Genomic DNA, 17,811 nt, shown 5'->3' with positions numbered 1-17,811 from the left:
CTTGGCTGGGGGCCAGAAGCTCCCGCGGACAAACTGTAAAAAGGGATCAGGGCAAGGAACCATCATCCGAGATGACAGCATTATCCTTTAAATAACTTCATTCCTGAATACAAGATGATAAGAAAAAAATTCAAACGAGTTATCACCACACCAATGCTGTCGGTTCGCCGCTTGCGTGGGAGTTGGAGCTGTTGATCGATATTGCTGCTGATTTTTGCAGGAGAGGGGCAGAAGTATAACATCTGTAAATCGTTAGTGTTAAGCCGTCCTCAAGAGGACAAAACTCACTAAAAACCGACACTGCTGGAACCAATTGCGGCATCCTTGGGGTGTGGAAGAACCAACGGGGTAAAAGCAATATCCCACTTTATTACACTGAAATTAAATAAATTATACAATACCCATTACTAACACTACATCTTTTACAAATGAAATTTATCACAGGCGCAAGACAATCGAAAAAGTTAGCACAAACATTCAGCAATATGTTAAGACATAAATGGTACCAGCTCCAGGTACATACAGGAAATGGGAATTTAGTTCTAAACTGCCCTCAAAAGCAGAAAACAAGGCCAAAAACATAAAAATGCTCAAGTTAGAAGAGATCCAGAAACGCCTCGCCACAACCCCAAACCGGGCAGATGTAAAAACATGTTTGCGTGAATCCCATTCCGCAGCAAGGGGAGGGAATGCGTTTCTGAGTATTAAACTCGTACTCTTTGCAATTTTTGGTCTCTTAAAAATCAGGGACTTAACAAAGCCCGAGAAGAATACTTTCAACGATAATATTTCAAAAGTTTTGGGAAATATTGATCTGATTCCCCTTGTACGTGAAGCTACTGAAGGTGAAGAGTCCTTAGTAAACTCCTTTGAGGAGAAAGGGCTCAAAGATACTTTCACAAGACTGCAGACAATCACCAACGAAATAAAAAATCTGGAAAAAAAGGCAGCAGAAAAGAAGGATCTGGAAAAGAAGGATGAAGTAAATAAATTCTTAAGAGCGATCTCAGTAGAACTAAAAAAAGGCCATATTGCTGCTGCCAAAAACAAGGCAGACCGGCTGCTGGGAAAATATCCTGAAAACAAGGCTGAATCCTTAGATGAAATCATAACTATTTTCGAAAAACACAAATCGTTAAATGGATGGTGGTATTATTTGCAGAAACGCTTCAATCCGGAGGAATGCTCGTTGGAAGAAGCAAAATTCTGTGCTGCCCAAATTGCCAAAATCCGATCCCTTGATGACCCGAAGAATACAAAGGACTGGTATCGCAATAGTACAGACTACCGCCTCAAAGTCTGGGAATTGACACCCAAGAACGATTCATCTGAAATTGATTCAGTGATTGAAGCATGTTACAATCTCGCCATATGTGTTTATTATGCCACAGGCAAAATCAACGACAAAGAGCCCAAAACCTTTGGGCGAGAGCTGATAGAGCAGGGACTGAAGGTTGCTCCCGATTCTTCCCATTTGATTAAGATGGCGAAAACATTCGGAGTATGGTTTAAAAAATAGATATAAATGCAGCCCCCAGCTTACCTTTCTATAAAGCTAATACGCTCCTCACGGTATTTCATCCGTACAGACAAACCACCAAACCCCGTAGAGGATCGGTAATCACGGAGCCATACCCTCCCCGTTTTGAAACAAATTCGAAATCAGGCATAATAGCTCGCTGTACGCAATTTCAAATCAACATCTCCAGTTGTCCATTTTACGCATGATTGGACAGCTTTCGCATACGGGTAAAACTTTTCAAGGAGGCATAAACCGAGCCGCTCCATATTTTCAAGAAGTTCTATCTCCTTCAACTTTCCTGCTGAAATAATTTCAATATTCATATAATACTAGATTATCGAGTGCTTATGCACATCCCCTTCAAAATAAACAGCGGGAAACGCGTCATAAGGATAACATGCTTGAAATATTGGATATGCGTACAATCCTGCAGGTTGGAGCCCTAGTCTGCCTTACTCTAGCAGCGGTGATGGTGTATTATTCGCTGAGAAGAAAAACCTACCCCGGATTCCATTACTGGACAGTCGGCATAGTCAGCATAGGAATTGGTGCGGCGCTTGTTTCCATGCGCAACGTGCTTCCCGGTTCCGTGAGCATAATAATCGGCAACATGCTGATTGTGGCGATGCCGCTCACTCTCATCCGCGGCCTGTCCACTTTTACGGGCATAACGTGGAAGCTGAAAACTGCCGACCTGATGATATTCCTGCTGTTCGCCCTGCTATACCTTTACTGGACATACATATCCCCGAACATCATTGCCAGAATTATATGCCTGAGCATGACCCTGGCCTTTTTTTACGGAGAAGCCACTTACATTGCCATTGAATATATTCCTTCCGTACTGAACGCACAGGAGTGGCTTCTGGTCATATCACTTGCCGCATCCACTGCGTCCTGCATATTCAGGGCAGTTATAACAGCCTTTAAATTCGAGGAACTGTTCTTCCTTTCTTTTTCCGGGCAGCTCCACAGCATTGCCCTTATCCTGATCATACTTGGAGTTGTAGCCAGTTCATGCTCCTTTTTAATCCTGAATTCCCACCGCATGGAAATAGAACTGACCGAAGCCAGACGCAGAATAGAAAAACTCCTTGATGTGGACGAAATGTGCAATATCTTCAACAGGCGGTATTTCAACAAAAAGCTCTATGAAGAATTTGCCCGTCTCCAGCGGCTTTCCCTTCCCCTTTCGCTGATAATGGCCGACATCGACTTTTTCAAACGTTACAACGACACCTACGGCCACCCGGCCAGGGACAGCTGCATACACGAAGTTGCAGACACGTTGCAGAAATCTGGAGGCAGGGTCTCGGACATTGCTGCGCGCTACGGCGGCGAGGAATTTGTGATGCTGCTGCCGAACACCGATGCAAAGGGAGCCAGAAAAGTGGCTTTGGCAATCCAGAAGAACCTTCAAGCCAAAGCCATCCCGCACGAAACTTCAACGGCGGCGGAATTTGTAACCTTGAGCATAGGCATTGCCACAGTGGTCCCGGACAGAAAAACTACTCCGGACCAGCTTGTAAGGTGGGCCGACCACGCACTTTATCAAAGCAAGAACTGCGGCAGGAACACTATTCAGGAATACAGAGGCATGGATACGCCCTGCCCTGACGAGACGCAGCCGGATGACAGACCGCGGATCAAACCATAACAAACAGGCCAAACCAAGGCATCTCTTTTGTGACAATTTTCAGGGCCTCTCCGGGCAAAGTATCCTAAAAATAATTACAACCATCGCGCGCTATGCTAGTGATCAGAGCACGGAGGATTTTTATATGAAAAAAACAATCTTTACTTCACTTATCCTGACTATTGCCATGGTCTGTCTTGGACAGACTCCGGTTTTAAACAAATCGATTCTAAAACCGCACACTGACACTTACAGTTCATTCATGTCGCAGGACTCCGCTACGATCCTTATCGCGAAAGGCGGTAACGGCGGTGGCGGTGGCGGCGGCGGTGGAAACGGCGGTGGAAACGGCGGTGGAAACGGAGGTGGAAACGGAGGAGGCGGCAATTGCGGCGGCTCCGGTTCCGGCAGCGGTAATGGAAAAGGCAAAGGCGGTTACGGTCCCGGAGACGGCACAGGCAGTGGCGGCAACGGCCCCAAGGATGGAACAGGCAACGGCCCAGCCATCAACCACCCCACCGGAACCCAATCCTGACATGCATCAGCACGGCACAAGCTGATACTCACCAGCTACTTCCCGGAGCCCTGCAGAGTTTGCCCTGCCGGGCTCCTCAACTTTTCAGCTTCCCCCCGACTCGCCGCCCGACCGATTCCCGGATGATTCACACACCATTTCAGCAGTTGCATGTGCTGTAAAAAACTTTTCCGGTTTGTTCAGCAAATAAAAACGGGACCGGGACAAAATCCCGATCCCGCTTCATGCCGGAAAACACAGGCTGAAATGAAGTTAGGCCTTCTTAACAATAGATGTTTTCAGCAGCATAGCCCCGAATCCGGGAATCTTGCAGTCGATGTCGTGCACACCGTCAGCAGGCTCGATCAGTCTGATGTTCTTGACCTTGGTTCCCTTCTTGATTGCAGAAGAGGCACCTTTAACATTCAGGTCCTTGATGATGATTACGGTATCTCCGTCCACGAGGACATTGCCGTGGGCATCCTTGTAAACCTTCTCCTCGGTATCGGCGGACTGGAACTCAAGGCCGCATTCGGGGCAGATGTATGCACTGCCGTCATGATACACATATTCTGAATTACACTGCGGACAATTCGGTAATTTTTCCATTTTTCCCAACTGTTGTTTAGTGGTTGACTATTGCTGATGGGTTTATCCCATATAACGCTATTCATCCCTTTACAGCATTCACCGCACAGGAGCCGGTTTCAATCTATAATGAAACAGACCGAAAATGCGCTCACCACGATGATTACGCTTAAAGGTAATGTACGCCTATACTCGTTAAGAATGCAGTTCAAGACATATTTTACCTGAAAAGACCTGTGCAGCACGAAAATTTAGAGCCTTAAAACACTCCCCCAGCCATCCGCCATCAAAACTTATACATGACAACACATTAAAAACACAGATATTTTTCACAGAAGCAATCTGCCGACAAAAAAGATTGTGACTAAATATTATTTTTCCGCAAATTTAGCTTTACATTCACATGGAAATAACGCATAAGTACTCCACTCAGCGTGACTGGACGCAAGACTACTTCTTCTCACCTATCGGTAAGATACATCCCCGAAAGCCAAAAGATTTATTCCCCGTACCAGAGCTATTTTAATTTTTACCTGGGAAAATCCGGGATTGACCGCTGTCGCGCGCCGTCATCCTTACCGATTTCCGCCCAAGGCTTTCATGAGTTTTTCGACTTTTTCCTTTGACCGACGCATTGACGCCGGTATTAAATGCAGCGGTTATTCCGCACCTACTCCAATTCAACAACAGGCTATCCCGCTCATTATGAAAGGCCGGGATGTGATGGGGCTTGCTCAAACCGGAACCGGCAAAACCGCCGCTTTCGCACTGCCCATCCTGCAACGCCTGCTTGGCCGCAAAACCCCCGGAAAGGCCCCCAGTGTACTGGTGCTCGCCCCCACCCGGGAACTGGCCATCCAAATCAACGACAGTTTCAAACTTCTCGCTTCGGAAACCTACCTCCGCAGCTCCGTCATCATGGGCGGAGTCGGAATGGCACCGCAGATCAGGGATTTCGGGTCCTCGCACATTGTAGTGGCCTGCCCAGGACGCCTTCTCAGGCTTATGTCCATGGGCCGGGTAACCCTCGGTGCTATCGACACCCTTGTCCTTGATGAAGCCGATCGTATGCTCGACATGGGATTCATGCCCGACATCAAACGCATCATCGCCAAGCTTCCGGCACAACGCCAGAACCTGCTTTTCTCTGCAACCATGCCGAAAGAGATTGCATCTCTTGCCGGGAGCATCCTTGTTGATCCTGAAACAGTCAGCATCAACACCGAAATTTCCGTGGAAGGAATCAAGCATATTGTCCACCAGACCGAAAGCAGCAAGAAGATCGTTCTGCTGGACAGCATCATTGACCGCTCCGAACACCGCAATATGCTCATCTTTACCAGTACCAAGCACAAGGCCAAGAAACTGGCCAGACAGCTTGAGGGCAAAGGCCATGCAGCAACTTTCCTGCAGGGCAACATGAGCCAGAAGCAGCGTGAACACGCCCTTAACGGCTTCCGTGAAGGACGTTTCTCGATCATGGTGGCAACCGACATCGTTGCACGCGGCATAGACTGCGAGCGCATAACCCATGTCATCAACTATGACATGCCGGACACGGTTGAAACCTACACGCACCGCATAGGCAGAACAGGCAGGGCCGGACGAACCGGCGAAGCCATCAGCCTTGCAACCCGTGAAGACAATGTTCAGGTCCGTGATATTGAACGGGTGATGAACGTTACCGTGGAGAAGCACACTTCCCCCGGTTTCGAGTCCGCACCAGAAGCGGCCGGCCCCAAAACAGCCGGTTCCGTACGCAGACCGGGCAGCAAACCTTCCGGTAAAAGAGCCCCCCAGCGGAAGTCTTCAGAAAGAAGATCCACCGAAAGATGTGCTTCCGAAAGAAATAACGAAGCCCGTCCGTCCAAAAGGCGTAATTCCGAGACAAGGTCGTCGGAAAGAAGGTCCTCTGAGGACAGTCCTTCGGAACGTAGAACTTCCGAACGGAGAACTTCTGAAAATCGTAATTCCGATCGCAGACGTTCCGATCGCAGAAGTTCCGAACGGAGAGGTTCCGAGAACCGCACTTCCGAACGGAGAAATTCCGAATGGAGAGCACCCGAGACTCGTACTTCCGAACGCAGAACTTCCGAAACACGTAATTCCGAAAACAGGTCCTCGGACAGAAGACCTGCCGGCAGCCGCCCTTCTCGCGGTCCCAGGCGCAAGCCCGGACAGCGACACAGAAGCGCAGCGTAAATATTTCTGAAAAAGGCAACAGTCTTCCGTATCAAGTCGCGGGTGCGAACCAGTCCGGATCAGACTTCGTGAATAGTAAACAAACAAAACCAAGCCGACCCAATCATTTGCATGATAATCGGTGAAAAACAATACTTAGGAGAAAACAATGGCTAAGAACTTATACGTCGGCAACCTCGCATGGTCCGCAACTGAACAGGATGTCCGCGCAGCATTTGAAGAATTCGGTGATGTAACTTCCGTTAAACTCGTTAACGATCGTGAAACCGGTCGTCCCCGTGGTTTCGGTTTCGTAGAAATGAGCGACAACGCTGCTGCTCAGGCTGCAATCGAAGCAATGGACGGTAAAGAATTCGGTGGCCGTAACCTTAAGGTTAACGAAGCAAAGCCCCGCGCAGAACGCCCCCGCTGGTAGTATTAATTTTCTGTCGAAATAAAAAGACCGTTTTTCTTCAGGAAACACGGTCTTTTTTTTATCCTCGAACAGGCAACATGATTGCAGAGAAGACGATAATTCTTTTTCCTGCTTCAGGAATAGCTTGCCACTTCAATAAGATTCCCGTCAGGGTCCCGGAAATACACGGACGTAATCGGTCCTACAGCCCCGGTCCTATCCACCGGCCCCTCCTCGACTGTTACACCGCACTTATTCAGATGAGCGACAATTTCGGCTGAAGGCCAGTCAGTAACAAAACAGACATCCTGTGATCCAGGACCAGGAGCATCAGCCTTGGGCTCGAACTCCTTACCGGCCTGATGCAGGTTGATTTTCTGGTTGCCGAAATGCAGCGACTTCCGTCCGCCAGCGAAAGTGGCAACATCCATTAAAAGCACCTCGCTGTAAAAAGCGCATGTCCTTTCAATGTCAGCCACGGTAAAAACAATGTGGTCAATTCCGATGATCATAATGTTCCCCTTGTTTGTCAGCAATCGGGGCAAAAAGGCTGCAGGATCTACTTCCCGCCCATAAACACTCCCGGCCTAGCGGTACTGATCATAAATCCGCTTGATGGTCCCGTCATCAAGAAGTTTCCTGATCGCCTTGTTGAACCGGGGTATCGCGTCTTTTTTACTCGGGTGAAAACGGACCATCATATCAAGAGCGCTGCAGGGTCTGCTCAATTTCAGTTTTCCATGAAGGCGCTTCTCCTTTATCTGGTACAGGGCAAAATCCTTGTTCATGATGGCCTGATCGAGCCGCCCGGCCTCCAGAAGCTGGATCAGCTTGGCATCACTCGGCAAAACATGGGGCTTGATGCTGCCATCCTCAAAATAGGGCGCAAATGACGGATAATAATAGCCCATGACCACGCCGATAGTCCTACCCGTCAGGTCCTTCGGAGATTCAATCGGCAGGTACTTGTCCGCATTGAAAAGCACAATAAGTTCGGATACGCCCATGGGAATGCTGTACTCTCCGAGAACGGCTGAATCCCCTCGCCACGCTGGATTGGACATGGGTTCTATATCGATCTGCCCACTGTCAAACTGGTGAAGGGCACGCTTGAAGGGCACGCGGACATACTCGAATGTATCCCCGGTCTCCTTCCCGAAAGCGGAGAACAGGTCCTTGACAATGCCCGTCCGTGGATCTTCCTTGTCAAAAAAATATGGCGGAAACGAGGCATCATAGAGCATGACCCGAAAATTATCTGCAGCACTGACATTCACAAATGGTGCTATAAAAGCAAAAAAGGCAGCTAGAACCAAAATAGCTAACATTTTACTGCAACGTTCCAAGTAACCCCTCCACTTCTATTCTGCTGCTCGGATAATATATTTTTCCATGTCTAACTATCAGGAAAACAGCTGCAACACAATATAGATATAGCATTTCAACGACAACGGACAGACATTCTGCCCTGAAAATATCATTTTCGAGACATCTCTAGATGCATCCTGTCCGCATTGCCATCCTCCCCATACAGGTCTATAAATACCGGATCGCCATAACGCCATACCTAAAAATAAATATTTACAAAATTAAATGCTCAACATTATCACAGACTAAAGTAACATGTTTATCTATTCATATTACCATAAACATGCCAAATAATTCAAAATGATATGTACCCAGAACATCATACACAGTTCTATTCATCGCCTTAAAAAGCAATGAAAATATAACTGGTTATGCAGACACTGAAATTGCTCAACTATGAAAATAACACTGATTAAGCAGATTGGAGAAGAGCAACTTGCTTCCTTGTGTGAACTGCTTATTGATTCCGTTCAGGGTGGGGCTTCGATAGGATTTCACTCCCCGCTATCCATGAAAAAGGCCAGGGAATACTGGAATGAAGTCGATTCCTCCCTGCCTTCAGGACGCATCCTGCTGATAGCAGAGGAAGACAGCGGGATCGCCGGTTCAGTACAGCTTGCCCCGTGTCTGCGTGAGAATGGTAAACACCGGGGCGAGATACAAAAGCTGTTTGTCCTTCAAAGCCACCGAGGGCAGGGAATCGCTAAAAAACTGATGCAATCGGCCGAAAGACACGCAGCAGAGATTGGACTGAGCCTGCTCGTACTGGACACTCAGGAAGGATCACCGGCCCAGTACATATACCAGCATCTTGGCTGGGCTGCCGCCGGAATCATTCCCGGCTACGCATCTTCGCCGGAAGGAACTCTGCACGGCACGGTTATCCTGTACAACGAGATCAGCCCGGTATCGGCAGATAGAAAAGATATTCCATAACTGCAAAGGCACTTGGTGGAAATAAACCTAGAACGCGCCCGGCCGCAAACCGGACATAATATGACAGCCATAATCGACCTCAGCCACACAATAACCGAAGAAATGCCCGTGTATCCCGGTACCGCCCAGCCCGTCATAAGCGCAGTAGCAACCCATGCGACCCACGGTTTTCTGGAACACCGCATCAACCTTGCAACCCACACCGGAACGCATATCGACGCACCCGCACACATGATAGAGGGAGCCGCCACATTGGACATGCTGGATCCGGAAATGTTCATCGGCCCGGCAATAGTCATTGATTGCAGTACAGCCTGCAAAACCGGGCACAGCTGCGAGATAGGCATCGACGAGCTTGCCCCTTTTGAGACAGAAATAGCCGAGCACGACTTCATCCTGCTCAACACCGGCTGGCACCTTCACTGGGGAACCCCGGAATACTTCCTCGGCTATCCGGTTCTTTCCCCGGAAGCAGCCCGCTGGCTTGCCGACTTCGACCTCAAAGGAATCGGCATTGATGTTATATCCGTGGACCCGGCAGACACGGCCGACTACCCTGCACATATGATACTGCTCGGTCAGGGCATGATCATCATTGAAAACCTGACCAACCTGCACGCCCTGCCGCAGGCCGGATTCATACTCTCCTGCCTGCCCCTGAAATTCCGGGACTCCGATGGTTCCCCGGTCAGGGCAGTAGCCATTGCGGCCGGTAATTTTCAGACCGATGAGCTCTAAATTCATTTGCGGTATATAACCGCCGATGCTAATTTACTCGGAAATGGACCACTGTTAAAACAACCCTCAACCCCGAACACCCGGATATTGATTCAATTATGCCTGACTGTTCCGATCTTCTCCGCAGCTTTCTGGATAACGCCAGCCACATAGCCATCATTAAAGATACCGATTTTCGCTACACTTACGTCAATACCCCTTTCCTTGAAATGCTCGGGTTCAAGGACAAAAGCGAAGTGCTCGGCAAAGACGATTCTGAGCTGCTGAAAAATGTGGCGACCGAGGAACAGATCAAAAGAATCGCAATATCCGACCGAAAAGCCTGTACCCTGCCGACAGGTGATTATCTTTCTCTGGAAGTGACACTCAACCTCCCCGGCGGCAGAGACTTGACTTTCGGAGCCACCAGATTCCCCATCAGAGATTCGTCCGGAGCCTTGCAGGGAATCGGGATTCTGACTTCGGACATATCCGAGACCAAAGAGAGAGAGCAGCAACTGCTTGAAAATCATCAAGAACTCAGCAAGGAGTTTCAGGCTCAGGCCGATACCCTGCGCAATGCAAACGAGAATCTGCAGTTCATGCGCCATGTATTCAAAAACACGCTCGACGGCATCATCATAACCGATGCCCAGGGCAAGGCCCTGCAGATCAACCCGGCTTTCACCGACATAACCGGATACACACTTGATGAAATCCGTGGCGAAAACCCGCGGGTACTCAAATCCGATTACCACGACGCAGATTTTTATAAAAAGATGTGGGAATCCCTGCTCCGCGACGGAACATGGGAAGGTGAACTCTGGAACCGCCGCAAGAGTGGCGAAATCTACCCGCAGCGGCTCAACATAAGCGCAATATATGATCCGGATGGCAAGATCACCCATTTCGTAGGTGTAAACAACGACATCAGCGAACTGAAGCGCAAAGAAGAAAAAATACATTTCTATGCCTACCATGACGCTCTGACCAACCTGCCCAACAGAAGGCTTTTCGGTGACCGGATCAGACGCGAAATAGGAAAGGCCGAGAAGACCAACAACAAGATCGCCCTGCTGTACATGGATCTCGATGACTTCAAAAAGGTCAACGACTCCCTTGGATATAAAGTTGGAGACGACCTCCTTAAACTCATTGCGGCCAGACTCAAACCGCTCCTGAATGAGCATGACTCTCTTGCACGACTGGGCAGCGATGAATTCGCCATCGCACTGATAGGCTATAACAGTGTAAATGACATCATCTCCTTTGCCCACAAGGTTACTGATCAGTTCAACGAGCCTTTCCGTATCGAGGATCACGAAATTTACATAAAGGCCAGCATAGGAATTGCGACTTTCCCTGACGACACCCGCTGCCCGGACCAGTTGATCCTGCATGCGGACACGGCCATGCATCAGGTCAAGGGAAGCCATATCGAAAGCATCCGGTTCTACACTGCCCAGATGAAAGTTCTGGCCCAGCGTAAAATAGACATGGAATCAGCCATTAGAAAGGGCCTGATAAACGGTGAATTCGTGCCCTTTTATCAGGCCAAGATCAACACCCGCACCGGCAGGGTGGTGGGCATGGAAGCACTGGCCCGCTGGATCAGGCCGGACGGCAGCATAGTGTCGCCCGCAAAATTCATTCCCCTTGCGGAAGAACTGAACCTCATCCATGAAGTGGATACCCTTATTATCAGGCAGGCTGTGCGCGACATGGAAGTCTGGGAAAAAGCCGGACATACCGACCTGATAGTCTCCGCCAACGTATCCGCCAAGGAACTGGATAACGAAAGTTTCTCCGAGACTATTTTCGCCATTCTGGAGGAATACAAGGTCCCGCGGGAAAAACTTGAACTGGAAATAACCGAATCGCTGTTGATGAAAAACATTGAGAAGAACACCGAAATCCTTAACGATCTCTGTTCTTCCGGGGTATCCTGCTCCATCGACGACTTCGGTACAGGATATTCATCGCTGAGCTATCTGAAGAGGCTGCCAATCACCACCCTCAAGATTGACCGCTCGTTTGTTAACGACATCATGACCGACAAGAATGACCTCGCCATAGTCTGCGCCATCATCAGCATGGCCCGGCATATGGGACTCAAGGTCGTTGCGGAAGGTGTTGAAGACGCTGATCAGGTAGAACTTCTTACCCAGCAGGGCTGCGACATAATTCAGGGCTACTACTACAGCAAACCGCTTTCCAGATTTGAGTTCCTCGAATTCCTGAACGGCAGAAGGGACAACCTCTACCTTCCGGAGTAGAACCCTACCCCCCAAAACCCTCCCCTACCCCCCAAAACCCTACCCTCATATACAGTCGAAAGTACCTTAAATACAAAGTGGGGGCCGTTTACACAGGCCCTTTCTCCGTCAATAATGTAATCAAAGAATGAGGCTTCATTCTGGCTGAATGCATTAAATGAAGGAGTTTTAAAATGAATTACGAATCGATCACAAAAGTGACTCAGGATATAGTTCTCGAAGGAAGCAAACCGGCCAAGGAAGTGGCCAAGACCATCGGAAAACCCTACTCCACACTGCTCAGGGAAATTAATCCCTTTGACGACAACGCAAAACTCGGAGCAGAAACCCTGATGGACATACTTCGCGCAACCAACGAAGTTAAACCGCTTGAATACATTGCCCGCAGCATAGGCTACACCCTCAAGCCAAGAGCCAATTAAGCGGCTAGCAGCGGGTCCGCCATCCCGACCTGAGCAGCAGAACATGAGCGTTCACACTCAGGTCGGTATGGACTTTTAAAGCCGTTGGGTAGATAATGGCTGCATGAAAAAGATCAATTTTAATCTCACCAAAATAGCCACTCTCGGCCCGGTAGGGTTTCTGCCTAAGGCACCCGGCACATGGGGCTCAGCGGCGGCTCTCATAACCGCACCGTTCCTTTTCTTCCCCCTGCCCATCCCGGTCAGGGTAATCGTACTGGGGCTCCTTTTCTACTTCGGCGCGCTGGCCTGTACTGCCGCTGAAAAAGAAATTGGAAAAAAAGATCCTTCCAGCGTAGTCATAGACGAAGTACTCGGACAGTGGATAGTGTTTCTTCCCTTCCCCGGCATAGTAGCCTGGCAGGCTATCGTCGGCTTCGCCCTTTTCCGCCTGTTCGACATTTTAAAGCCCTGGCCTGTAAGAGCATCTGAAAAATGGCTCAAGGACGGCTACGGCGTAATGATCGATGATCTGTTCGCAGGCGTATACGCAATGATCTGCCTCTGGCTGATCCGCAGTATGTGATTACACAAACTTCAGACTGACAAGCTGTTCCGGGTAAAATTGCAAAAAACACGGGCCGTAATATCAATACAGATATTGCGGCCTTTTCTTTTTGCCTCCGGCGGCCCTTCGGGGACCCTCCGGGGGCCAAGGGAACTTTTTTGGGAAAAAAGTTTCTCTGGACTCTTCAAAAAACTTTTCAGTAGGGCTTCGCCTATAACCCGATGAAGCAAACCCTTTTCAAAAGAATTAAGGCCGAAGGCATATTTTTCAGGGACACTATGAGCACGAAAAAAGACCCTGCTTCCAACAAGAAGCAGGGTCTTTTTTAAAGATCGTGGTAAGACTTAGTAAGTAAGCCTGAACTGTACGCGCCTGTTCTTGGCCCATGCAGTTTCGTTGTGAGCGGGATCGACGGGATCCTCCTCACCGAAGCTTACTATGCTGAGACGTTCGGGTGCGACACCGAGCAGGATAAGGAATTCATATGCGGCGCGGGCACGGCGTTCGCCGAGAGCGAGGTTGTATTCCTCGGTTCCGCGTTCGTCACAGTATCCTTCAATGACCATAGTCACGTTGTCGTACTTCTTGAGAATTTCAGCCTTGGACTGCAGCAGCGGACGGTATTCGGGCTTGATTTCGAAGGAGTCGAAATCAAAGTGAATCATATTGCCGAGTTCGACGATAGCATTATCGAACTCCTGCTTGGCAGCAGCGCTTTCAGCCGATCTGCGTTCTTCCTCAAGAGCTTGTTCCTGCAGGGCTTTTTCCCTATCTAGTCTGGCCTGCTCTTCGAGTCTCTGCTTTTCCTTTTCCTGCTGCTCATTCATTCTTTCCTCAACAGCAGGGCTTGCGGGATTGGACTCGACACGCTTCTTGGAACAACCGGTTCCGATACCGGCCAACAGTACAAACATCAAACACAAAATTATAGCTCTAGCTTTCATTTGCCCTCCTGAGACAGGAACTTTGCAGGACAGGAGTTTGTCCACACCAGATGAAAAAACTACTCTTACTTATAACTTCCAATGTTTCGACACTATAGTGTTTTGCAAAAAAATCAAGCGGTGACTGCAACAGGACCGTTAAATCGTATCCTGCGGCTATGATTTTTTCGCTTTTCCCCAGGCCGGAGCCTTGGCGACACCTCCTCCGGTGGGCACCAGCATTGCAGGATCCCCGTGCCGTGTGGTCAGGTAGATTTTGTAATCACCGGAACGACTTGAGGCAAAGGCAATAAAATACCCGTCAGGACCGAAAGCCGGGTCTTCGTCATTCCCGGGCCCGAAAGTGAGCTGCCGCTCCTGCCCGGACTTGAGGTCATGCACGAAAATGCGGTGCCCCAGCGGGGTCTGCCGGGCAAAGGCCACGTAGCGTCCATCCGGGCTTATGGTGGGGTTGGTATTGTACTTGCCTTCCTTGGTAACCCGCGTAACCACCCCGCTCTTCATGTCCAACAGGAAAATGTGCGGGTTTCCGAAGCGAGCCGAGGTGAAGACCATCTTGTCGCCTGTCGCGTCAAAATCGGGCGAAACCTCAATCGCCCAGCTCTGAGCAAGCGGTTTCTTGGGCTTGTAATCGCCGTTGATCAGGAAAATATCTGAATTGCCGTTCATGGTCAGAGTCGCTGCCATGTTTCCGTCAGGCAAAAATGCCGGGCCAATAACGGTATTTCCGGGAAAACTCTTCTGGTCGATCTTACCGGTCGCACTGTCCCAGACACAGAGCAGATGCTGGCGCGAACCAAGCCGGGTGAACACCAGCCGTTCGCCGTCCGGGGACCAGTTGGGGCTCAGGTTCACTCCGCCAAGGGAGCTTATCTGGCGCAGGTTCCTTCCCTGCGGGCTGACCGTATAAATTTCCTTATCCTTACCGACCTTGCGAACAAAGGCGATCTTGGATTCAAAGAAGCCGTCACGCCCGGTAAGTATGCGCATAAGATGGGAGCTGAACCTGTCGGCAATAAGGGGCAGCATATCCTCGGTCACCATCGAGTATTTCTTGCCGATAATGGTGCGCCCGTTGAAGGTGCCAATACAGCGCAGAAGCAGGTTCTTTTCCCCGTTGGGCCGGATTTCCCAGCCGGTGGTTACGGCAAGGTCCACCTTGGAAAGACGCAGAGGCTTGACATCAATCTCCCCGGGGCGGACTCCCTTCGAAGGGTCGCCGCCGAGGATATCGGTTATGGGAACAATATTGAGAAACGGCAGATAGGCAAGATCCTTTTCAAGATCCTTGCTGAATGATCCGGCTTCACCGGGCAGCGGCAGGTCGGTATCCTTGGAGCCGGAATATTTGCCGTCGGGAACGGTCTTGGGCGGCAACAGGATGATATTGATCTTGCGCTGCCCCGGCCCGTATATATCCACGGTCAGGGTATCCGCGGCAGAACTGCCGGAGACCGTCATGCAGACAATCAGAAAGGCGGCCAGTACTGAAAGCACTGACCCCAACAGGGAAATTCTGAGATAATTTTTCATTTTTAAGAGCACCTACTGATCAAGATCATGCAGGTTGAAGTTTACTATGATGGTTCTGATCGATGTTCCCGGCGGCTCCGGCAGCACTTCGGTATCGCGCAGCGCGGTAAGTACCGAATCATCGAAATCCGTGTTGCCGGACGAACTCAGTATTTCAATATCACTGATTTCGCCGGACGCTTTAAGCTGGATCTGGACCTGTGTGACCAGATTTTCCTTCTGCCCGAAGACCGGATAGCGCCAGTTCTTGCGCACAGCCTCCTTCACGATGGAGGCATAGACCTGCACCAGACCGGAAGCCCCGGCAGTACCATCAGGAGAACCGGAAACAGCTGTAGTCTTGGCAGTATCAACCAGCGAAGCAAGGTCACTGGCTACGGCCTGTCTTTCAGCCTTTTCCTTTTTCTCAACTATCTTGGCCAGCGAGGCAAGATCCGCTGCAAGGGCGTCTTCGGCTTTAACCTCAGGTTTTTTCGGCTCCACTTTCTTGGGCGGGGCCTTCTTTTCCGGTTCTTTCTTGGCAGGTTCTTCTTTCTTGACCGGTTTTTCCTCCGCCGGTTTCTTGGGAGGTGTAGTGGTCTTTACCTTTTTCTCGGAAATAGGCTTGGCTTCCGGCTTCGGTTTCGGCTTGGCTACAGGTTTCGGTTTTGCCGGAGGAGCCTTTTCAACTTCCGGCTTTGTTTCAGGCACGGCCTTGGGCGCAGTCTCCGGGATTGCCACGGCAGCGGGTTTGGAAAGTTGCGGTTTGACTTCAGCCGGAGGCGCTTTCTTGACAGCGGGAGCGGCAGGCAACGGGGCAAGGCTGACCAGATCAACCTGATATACTGGCATATCAAGGGAGATTTTCAGAGGAGGAGACACAGCCCACGTCACAGCCAGAAGTATCAGGCCCGCGTGCAGCAGTAAAGATATGAGGAGACCGATGAGCTTCATCAGTAAAATATGCCCTGTAAAGTTCCTTTACAAATCCTGCCCGTAAAAACGGACTATTTCTTTTTATTATCGACAGGTTCGGCCACAACGCCCAGTCGGTCGATTCCGGCGGCCTTAATCTCGCCCATGACTTTCACAACTTCGCCGTAGGCAACATTCTTGTCGGCCCGCAGGAAAAGCATCTTGTTCTGCTTCTTGACCAGCCTTTCAAGATGTCCCTGCAGTTCGTCAAAGCCCACCTTGTATTCGTCAAGATAGATTTCGCCCTTGTCGTTGATGGAAAGCACAAGGTGCTCATTGTCCTGCGGCAGCGAACGGACCGTGCGGGTCTGGGGCAGGTCCACCTCGACGCCCTGAGTCATGAGCGGAGCCGTAACCATGAAAATGATCAGCAGAACCAGCATGACGTCGACAAAAGGGGTCACGTTGATCTCGGCCAGCATTCCCCTGTTGTTGGTTGAAACGCCCATAAACTACTCCTGCCCGGAAGGTGCGTCATCCTCAGCGGATTGCCCTGTTTCCCTTGCCGGAGCGGCCTTGGGGACGGGTTCAACCCACGAAACTTCACGCTCCACGCGGTTCAGGAACGATCCGGCGAAGTTGACCATCTCGGTTTCAATGCCGTTAAGCACGCCGAGGAAAAAGTTGTAGGCAATGGTAGCGGGAATAGCCACGCCAAGGCCGATGGCGGTCGCAATCAGCGCTTCGGAGATGCCCGGTGCAACAGCAGCCAGAGCCGCAGACTTTGCGGAGCCGATGGCATGGAAGGAGTTCATGATCCCCCAGACGGTTCCGAAAAGACCGATAAACGGAGCACCGTTCGCGCAGGTTGCGAGGAAAGAGAGCGAAGAAGTAAGTTTCTTCATCTCGGAGCTGACCTTCTGGCGCAGGATGCGACGCAGGGTATCCTTGATCAGTCTGCGCTTGTGGCTGGGAGTTACGGCTGATTTTTCCAGCACCCGGAATTCCTTCACAGCCGCGGTTCCTATGCGGTTGAGCGGGGAAGCTGGAGTCTTGCTGATTGCGGTAAGCCCTGCGGACAGGGAATCAGCCTCTTCCATAATTTTATTGCCCTTGAGGATCAGGGTTCTGGCCCGGCCGAGGGAAATGATTTTCCAGAAAATGATTGTCCAGCTCCAGAGCGACATGCCCGCCAGCAGACAGAGCACGCCTTTTACCACGATTGTGGCCTGAGCGAGCATGGCGAAAATTCCGCCCTGAGGTAAGAAATCCATATGGCACCGCACCCTTTTTTACCCTGCCCGAAACGGACAGGCAT

At 50.2% G+C, this 17,811-nt stretch carries 18 protein-coding genes; 10 read left to right on the top strand and 8 right to left on the bottom strand.

Going from position 1 to position 17,811, the window contains the following annotated elements:
* Positions 1-499 precede the first annotated feature (499 nt).
* The 3 genes from N7E73_RS16215 to N7E73_RS16205 all read left to right on the top strand — a co-directional run bounded on the left by N7E73_RS16215 (position 500) and on the right by N7E73_RS16205 (position 3,693).
* Positions 500-1,519, top strand: a complete 1,020-nt coding sequence (locus N7E73_RS16215; protein WP_432735963.1) for a hypothetical protein — start codon at positions 500-502, stop codon at positions 1,517-1,519.
* 400 nt (positions 1,520-1,919) lie between these two features.
* Positions 1,920-3,179: a diguanylate cyclase domain-containing protein gene (locus N7E73_RS16210; protein ID WP_432735962.1), complete on the top strand. Its 1,260-nt coding sequence runs from the start codon at positions 1,920-1,922 to the stop codon at positions 3,177-3,179.
* Positions 3,180-3,303: 124 nt separating this feature from the next.
* Positions 3,304-3,693, top strand: a complete 390-nt coding sequence (locus N7E73_RS16205) for a hypothetical protein (RefSeq protein ID WP_432735961.1) — start codon at positions 3,304-3,306, stop codon at positions 3,691-3,693.
* 252 nt (positions 3,694-3,945) lie between these two features.
* Here N7E73_RS16205 and N7E73_RS16200 read toward each other — a convergent pair whose 3' ends face one another.
* Positions 3,946-4,281 carry a zinc ribbon domain-containing protein YjdM gene (locus N7E73_RS16200; RefSeq protein ID WP_432735960.1) on the bottom strand — a complete coding sequence of 112 codons (336 nt, stop codon included), beginning with the start codon at positions 4,279-4,281 and terminating at the stop codon, positions 3,946-3,948.
* A gap of 579 nt (positions 4,282-4,860) precedes the next feature.
* Here N7E73_RS16200 and N7E73_RS16195 point away from each other — a divergent pair.
* Together N7E73_RS16195 and N7E73_RS16190 are read left to right on the top strand one after the other, a co-directional pair.
* Positions 4,861-6,462, top strand: a complete 1,602-nt coding sequence (locus tag N7E73_RS16195; protein ID WP_432735959.1) for a DEAD/DEAH box helicase — start codon at positions 4,861-4,863, stop codon at positions 6,460-6,462.
* Between the two features lie 148 nt (positions 6,463-6,610).
* Entirely contained in the window at positions 6,611-6,877 is a 267-nt protein-coding gene (locus N7E73_RS16190; protein WP_432735958.1) for an RNA recognition motif domain-containing protein, read from the top strand.
* A gap of 113 nt (positions 6,878-6,990) precedes the next feature.
* Here N7E73_RS16190 and N7E73_RS16185 read toward each other — a convergent pair whose 3' ends face one another.
* Positions 6,991-7,368 carry a VOC family protein gene (locus tag N7E73_RS16185; RefSeq protein WP_432735957.1) on the bottom strand — a complete coding sequence of 126 codons (378 nt, stop codon included), beginning with the start codon at positions 7,366-7,368 and terminating at the stop codon, positions 6,991-6,993.
* A gap of 75 nt (positions 7,369-7,443) precedes the next feature.
* The gene (locus N7E73_RS16180; protein ID WP_432735956.1) at positions 7,444-8,133 is read right to left on the bottom strand and encodes a substrate-binding periplasmic protein; all 690 of its coding nucleotides are present in this window, start codon (positions 8,131-8,133) and stop codon (positions 7,444-7,446) included.
* Positions 8,134-8,620: 487 nt separating this feature from the next.
* Between N7E73_RS16180 and N7E73_RS16175 the strand changes: the two genes are divergently transcribed.
* The 5 genes from N7E73_RS16175 (at position 8,621) to N7E73_RS16155 (ending at position 13,140) form a co-directional block, all read left to right on the top strand.
* Positions 8,621-9,160 carry a GNAT family N-acetyltransferase gene (locus tag N7E73_RS16175; RefSeq protein ID WP_432735955.1) on the top strand — a complete coding sequence of 180 codons (540 nt, stop codon included), beginning with the start codon at positions 8,621-8,623 and terminating at the stop codon, positions 9,158-9,160.
* 60 nt (positions 9,161-9,220) lie between these two features.
* Positions 9,221-9,898, top strand: a complete 678-nt coding sequence (locus N7E73_RS16170) for a cyclase family protein (protein ID WP_432735954.1) — start codon at positions 9,221-9,223, stop codon at positions 9,896-9,898.
* Between the two features lie 98 nt (positions 9,899-9,996).
* A complete protein-coding gene (locus N7E73_RS16165) occupies positions 9,997-12,153 on the top strand; it encodes a sensor domain-containing protein (RefSeq protein ID WP_432735953.1) in 2,157 nt (718 codons plus the stop codon).
* A 173-nt stretch (positions 12,154-12,326) separates the two neighbouring features.
* Positions 12,327-12,575: a phage regulatory CII family protein gene (locus N7E73_RS16160; protein WP_432735952.1), complete on the top strand. Its 249-nt coding sequence runs from the start codon at positions 12,327-12,329 to the stop codon at positions 12,573-12,575.
* Positions 12,576-12,678: 103 nt separating this feature from the next.
* Positions 12,679-13,140, top strand: coding sequence for a phosphatidylglycerophosphatase A family protein (locus N7E73_RS16155; protein WP_432735951.1), 462 nt, complete (start codon positions 12,679-12,681; stop codon positions 13,138-13,140).
* A 326-nt stretch (positions 13,141-13,466) separates the two neighbouring features.
* On the opposite strand, the gene pal is transcribed toward N7E73_RS16155, so the two are convergent.
* The 5 genes from pal to N7E73_RS16130 all read right to left on the bottom strand — a co-directional run bounded on the left by pal (position 13,467) and on the right by N7E73_RS16130 (position 17,767).
* Positions 13,467-14,066 (bottom strand): peptidoglycan-associated lipoprotein Pal, encoded by a 600-nt coding sequence (pal, locus tag N7E73_RS16150; protein ID WP_432735950.1) that lies wholly within the window; start codon positions 14,064-14,066, stop codon positions 13,467-13,469.
* A 156-nt stretch (positions 14,067-14,222) separates the two neighbouring features.
* Positions 14,223-15,599, bottom strand: a complete 1,377-nt coding sequence (locus tag N7E73_RS16145; RefSeq protein WP_432735949.1) for a protein tolB — start codon at positions 15,597-15,599, stop codon at positions 14,223-14,225.
* Between the two features lie 12 nt (positions 15,600-15,611).
* Positions 15,612-16,532 carry an energy transducer TonB gene (locus N7E73_RS16140; protein ID WP_432735948.1) on the bottom strand — a complete coding sequence of 307 codons (921 nt, stop codon included), beginning with the start codon at positions 16,530-16,532 and terminating at the stop codon, positions 15,612-15,614.
* 53 nt (positions 16,533-16,585) lie between these two features.
* The gene (gene tolR, locus N7E73_RS16135; RefSeq protein ID WP_432735947.1) at positions 16,586-17,002 is read right to left on the bottom strand and encodes a protein TolR; all 417 of its coding nucleotides are present in this window, start codon (positions 17,000-17,002) and stop codon (positions 16,586-16,588) included.
* Between the two features lie 3 nt (positions 17,003-17,005).
* On the bottom strand, positions 17,006-17,767 hold the full coding sequence (locus tag N7E73_RS16130; protein WP_432735945.1) for a MotA/TolQ/ExbB proton channel family protein: 762 nt from the start codon (positions 17,765-17,767) through the stop codon (positions 17,006-17,008).
* Positions 17,768-17,811: the final 44 nt, after the last annotated feature.

Origin of the sequence: Maridesulfovibrio sp. FT414 (assembly GCF_050916235.1) — a bacterium.
GTDB lineage: Bacteria > Desulfobacterota > Desulfovibrionia > Desulfovibrionales > Desulfovibrionaceae > Maridesulfovibrio.
The sequence above is the reverse complement of the archived record's forward strand: the minus strand, read 5'-3'. Positions and strand labels throughout refer to the sequence as shown.

Excerpts from the sequence above, each read along its gene's own strand:
- pal (WP_432735950.1), bottom strand. The coding sequence starts at position 14,066 with ATGAAAGCTAGAGCTATAATTTTGTGTTTGATGTTTGTACTGTTGGCC.
- N7E73_RS16175 (WP_432735955.1), top strand. The coding sequence starts at position 8,621 with ATGAAAATAACACTGATTAAGCAGATTGGAGAAGAGCAACTTGCTTCC.
- N7E73_RS16145 (WP_432735949.1), bottom strand. The coding sequence starts at position 15,599 with ATGAAAAATTATCTCAGAATTTCCCTGTTGGGGTCAGTGCTTTCAGTA.
- N7E73_RS16155 (WP_432735951.1), top strand. The coding sequence starts at position 12,679 with ATGAAAAAGATCAATTTTAATCTCACCAAAATAGCCACTCTCGGCCCG.
- N7E73_RS16185 (WP_432735957.1), bottom strand. The coding sequence starts at position 7,368 with ATGATCATCGGAATTGACCACATTGTTTTTACCGTGGCTGACATTGAA.
- N7E73_RS16165 (WP_432735953.1), top strand. The coding sequence starts at position 9,997 with ATGCCTGACTGTTCCGATCTTCTCCGCAGCTTTCTGGATAACGCCAGC.
- N7E73_RS16190 (WP_432735958.1), top strand. The coding sequence starts at position 6,611 with ATGGCTAAGAACTTATACGTCGGCAACCTCGCATGGTCCGCAACTGAA.
- N7E73_RS16205 (WP_432735961.1), top strand. The coding sequence starts at position 3,304 with ATGAAAAAAACAATCTTTACTTCACTTATCCTGACTATTGCCATGGTC.
- N7E73_RS16130 (WP_432735945.1), bottom strand. The coding sequence starts at position 17,767 with ATGGATTTCTTACCTCAGGGCGGAATTTTCGCCATGCTCGCTCAGGCC.
- N7E73_RS16200 (WP_432735960.1), bottom strand. The coding sequence starts at position 4,281 with ATGGAAAAATTACCGAATTGTCCGCAGTGTAATTCAGAATATGTGTAT.
- N7E73_RS16160 (WP_432735952.1), top strand. The coding sequence starts at position 12,327 with ATGAATTACGAATCGATCACAAAAGTGACTCAGGATATAGTTCTCGAA.
- N7E73_RS16140 (WP_432735948.1), bottom strand. The coding sequence starts at position 16,532 with ATGAAGCTCATCGGTCTCCTCATATCTTTACTGCTGCACGCGGGCCTG.
- N7E73_RS16195 (WP_432735959.1), top strand. The coding sequence starts at position 4,861 with ATGAGTTTTTCGACTTTTTCCTTTGACCGACGCATTGACGCCGGTATT.
- N7E73_RS16215 (WP_432735963.1), top strand. The coding sequence starts at position 500 with ATGGTACCAGCTCCAGGTACATACAGGAAATGGGAATTTAGTTCTAAA.
- N7E73_RS16210 (WP_432735962.1), top strand. The coding sequence starts at position 1,920 with ATGCTTGAAATATTGGATATGCGTACAATCCTGCAGGTTGGAGCCCTA.
- N7E73_RS16170 (WP_432735954.1), top strand. The coding sequence starts at position 9,221 with ATGACAGCCATAATCGACCTCAGCCACACAATAACCGAAGAAATGCCC.
- tolR (WP_432735947.1), bottom strand. The coding sequence starts at position 17,002 with ATGGGCGTTTCAACCAACAACAGGGGAATGCTGGCCGAGATCAACGTG.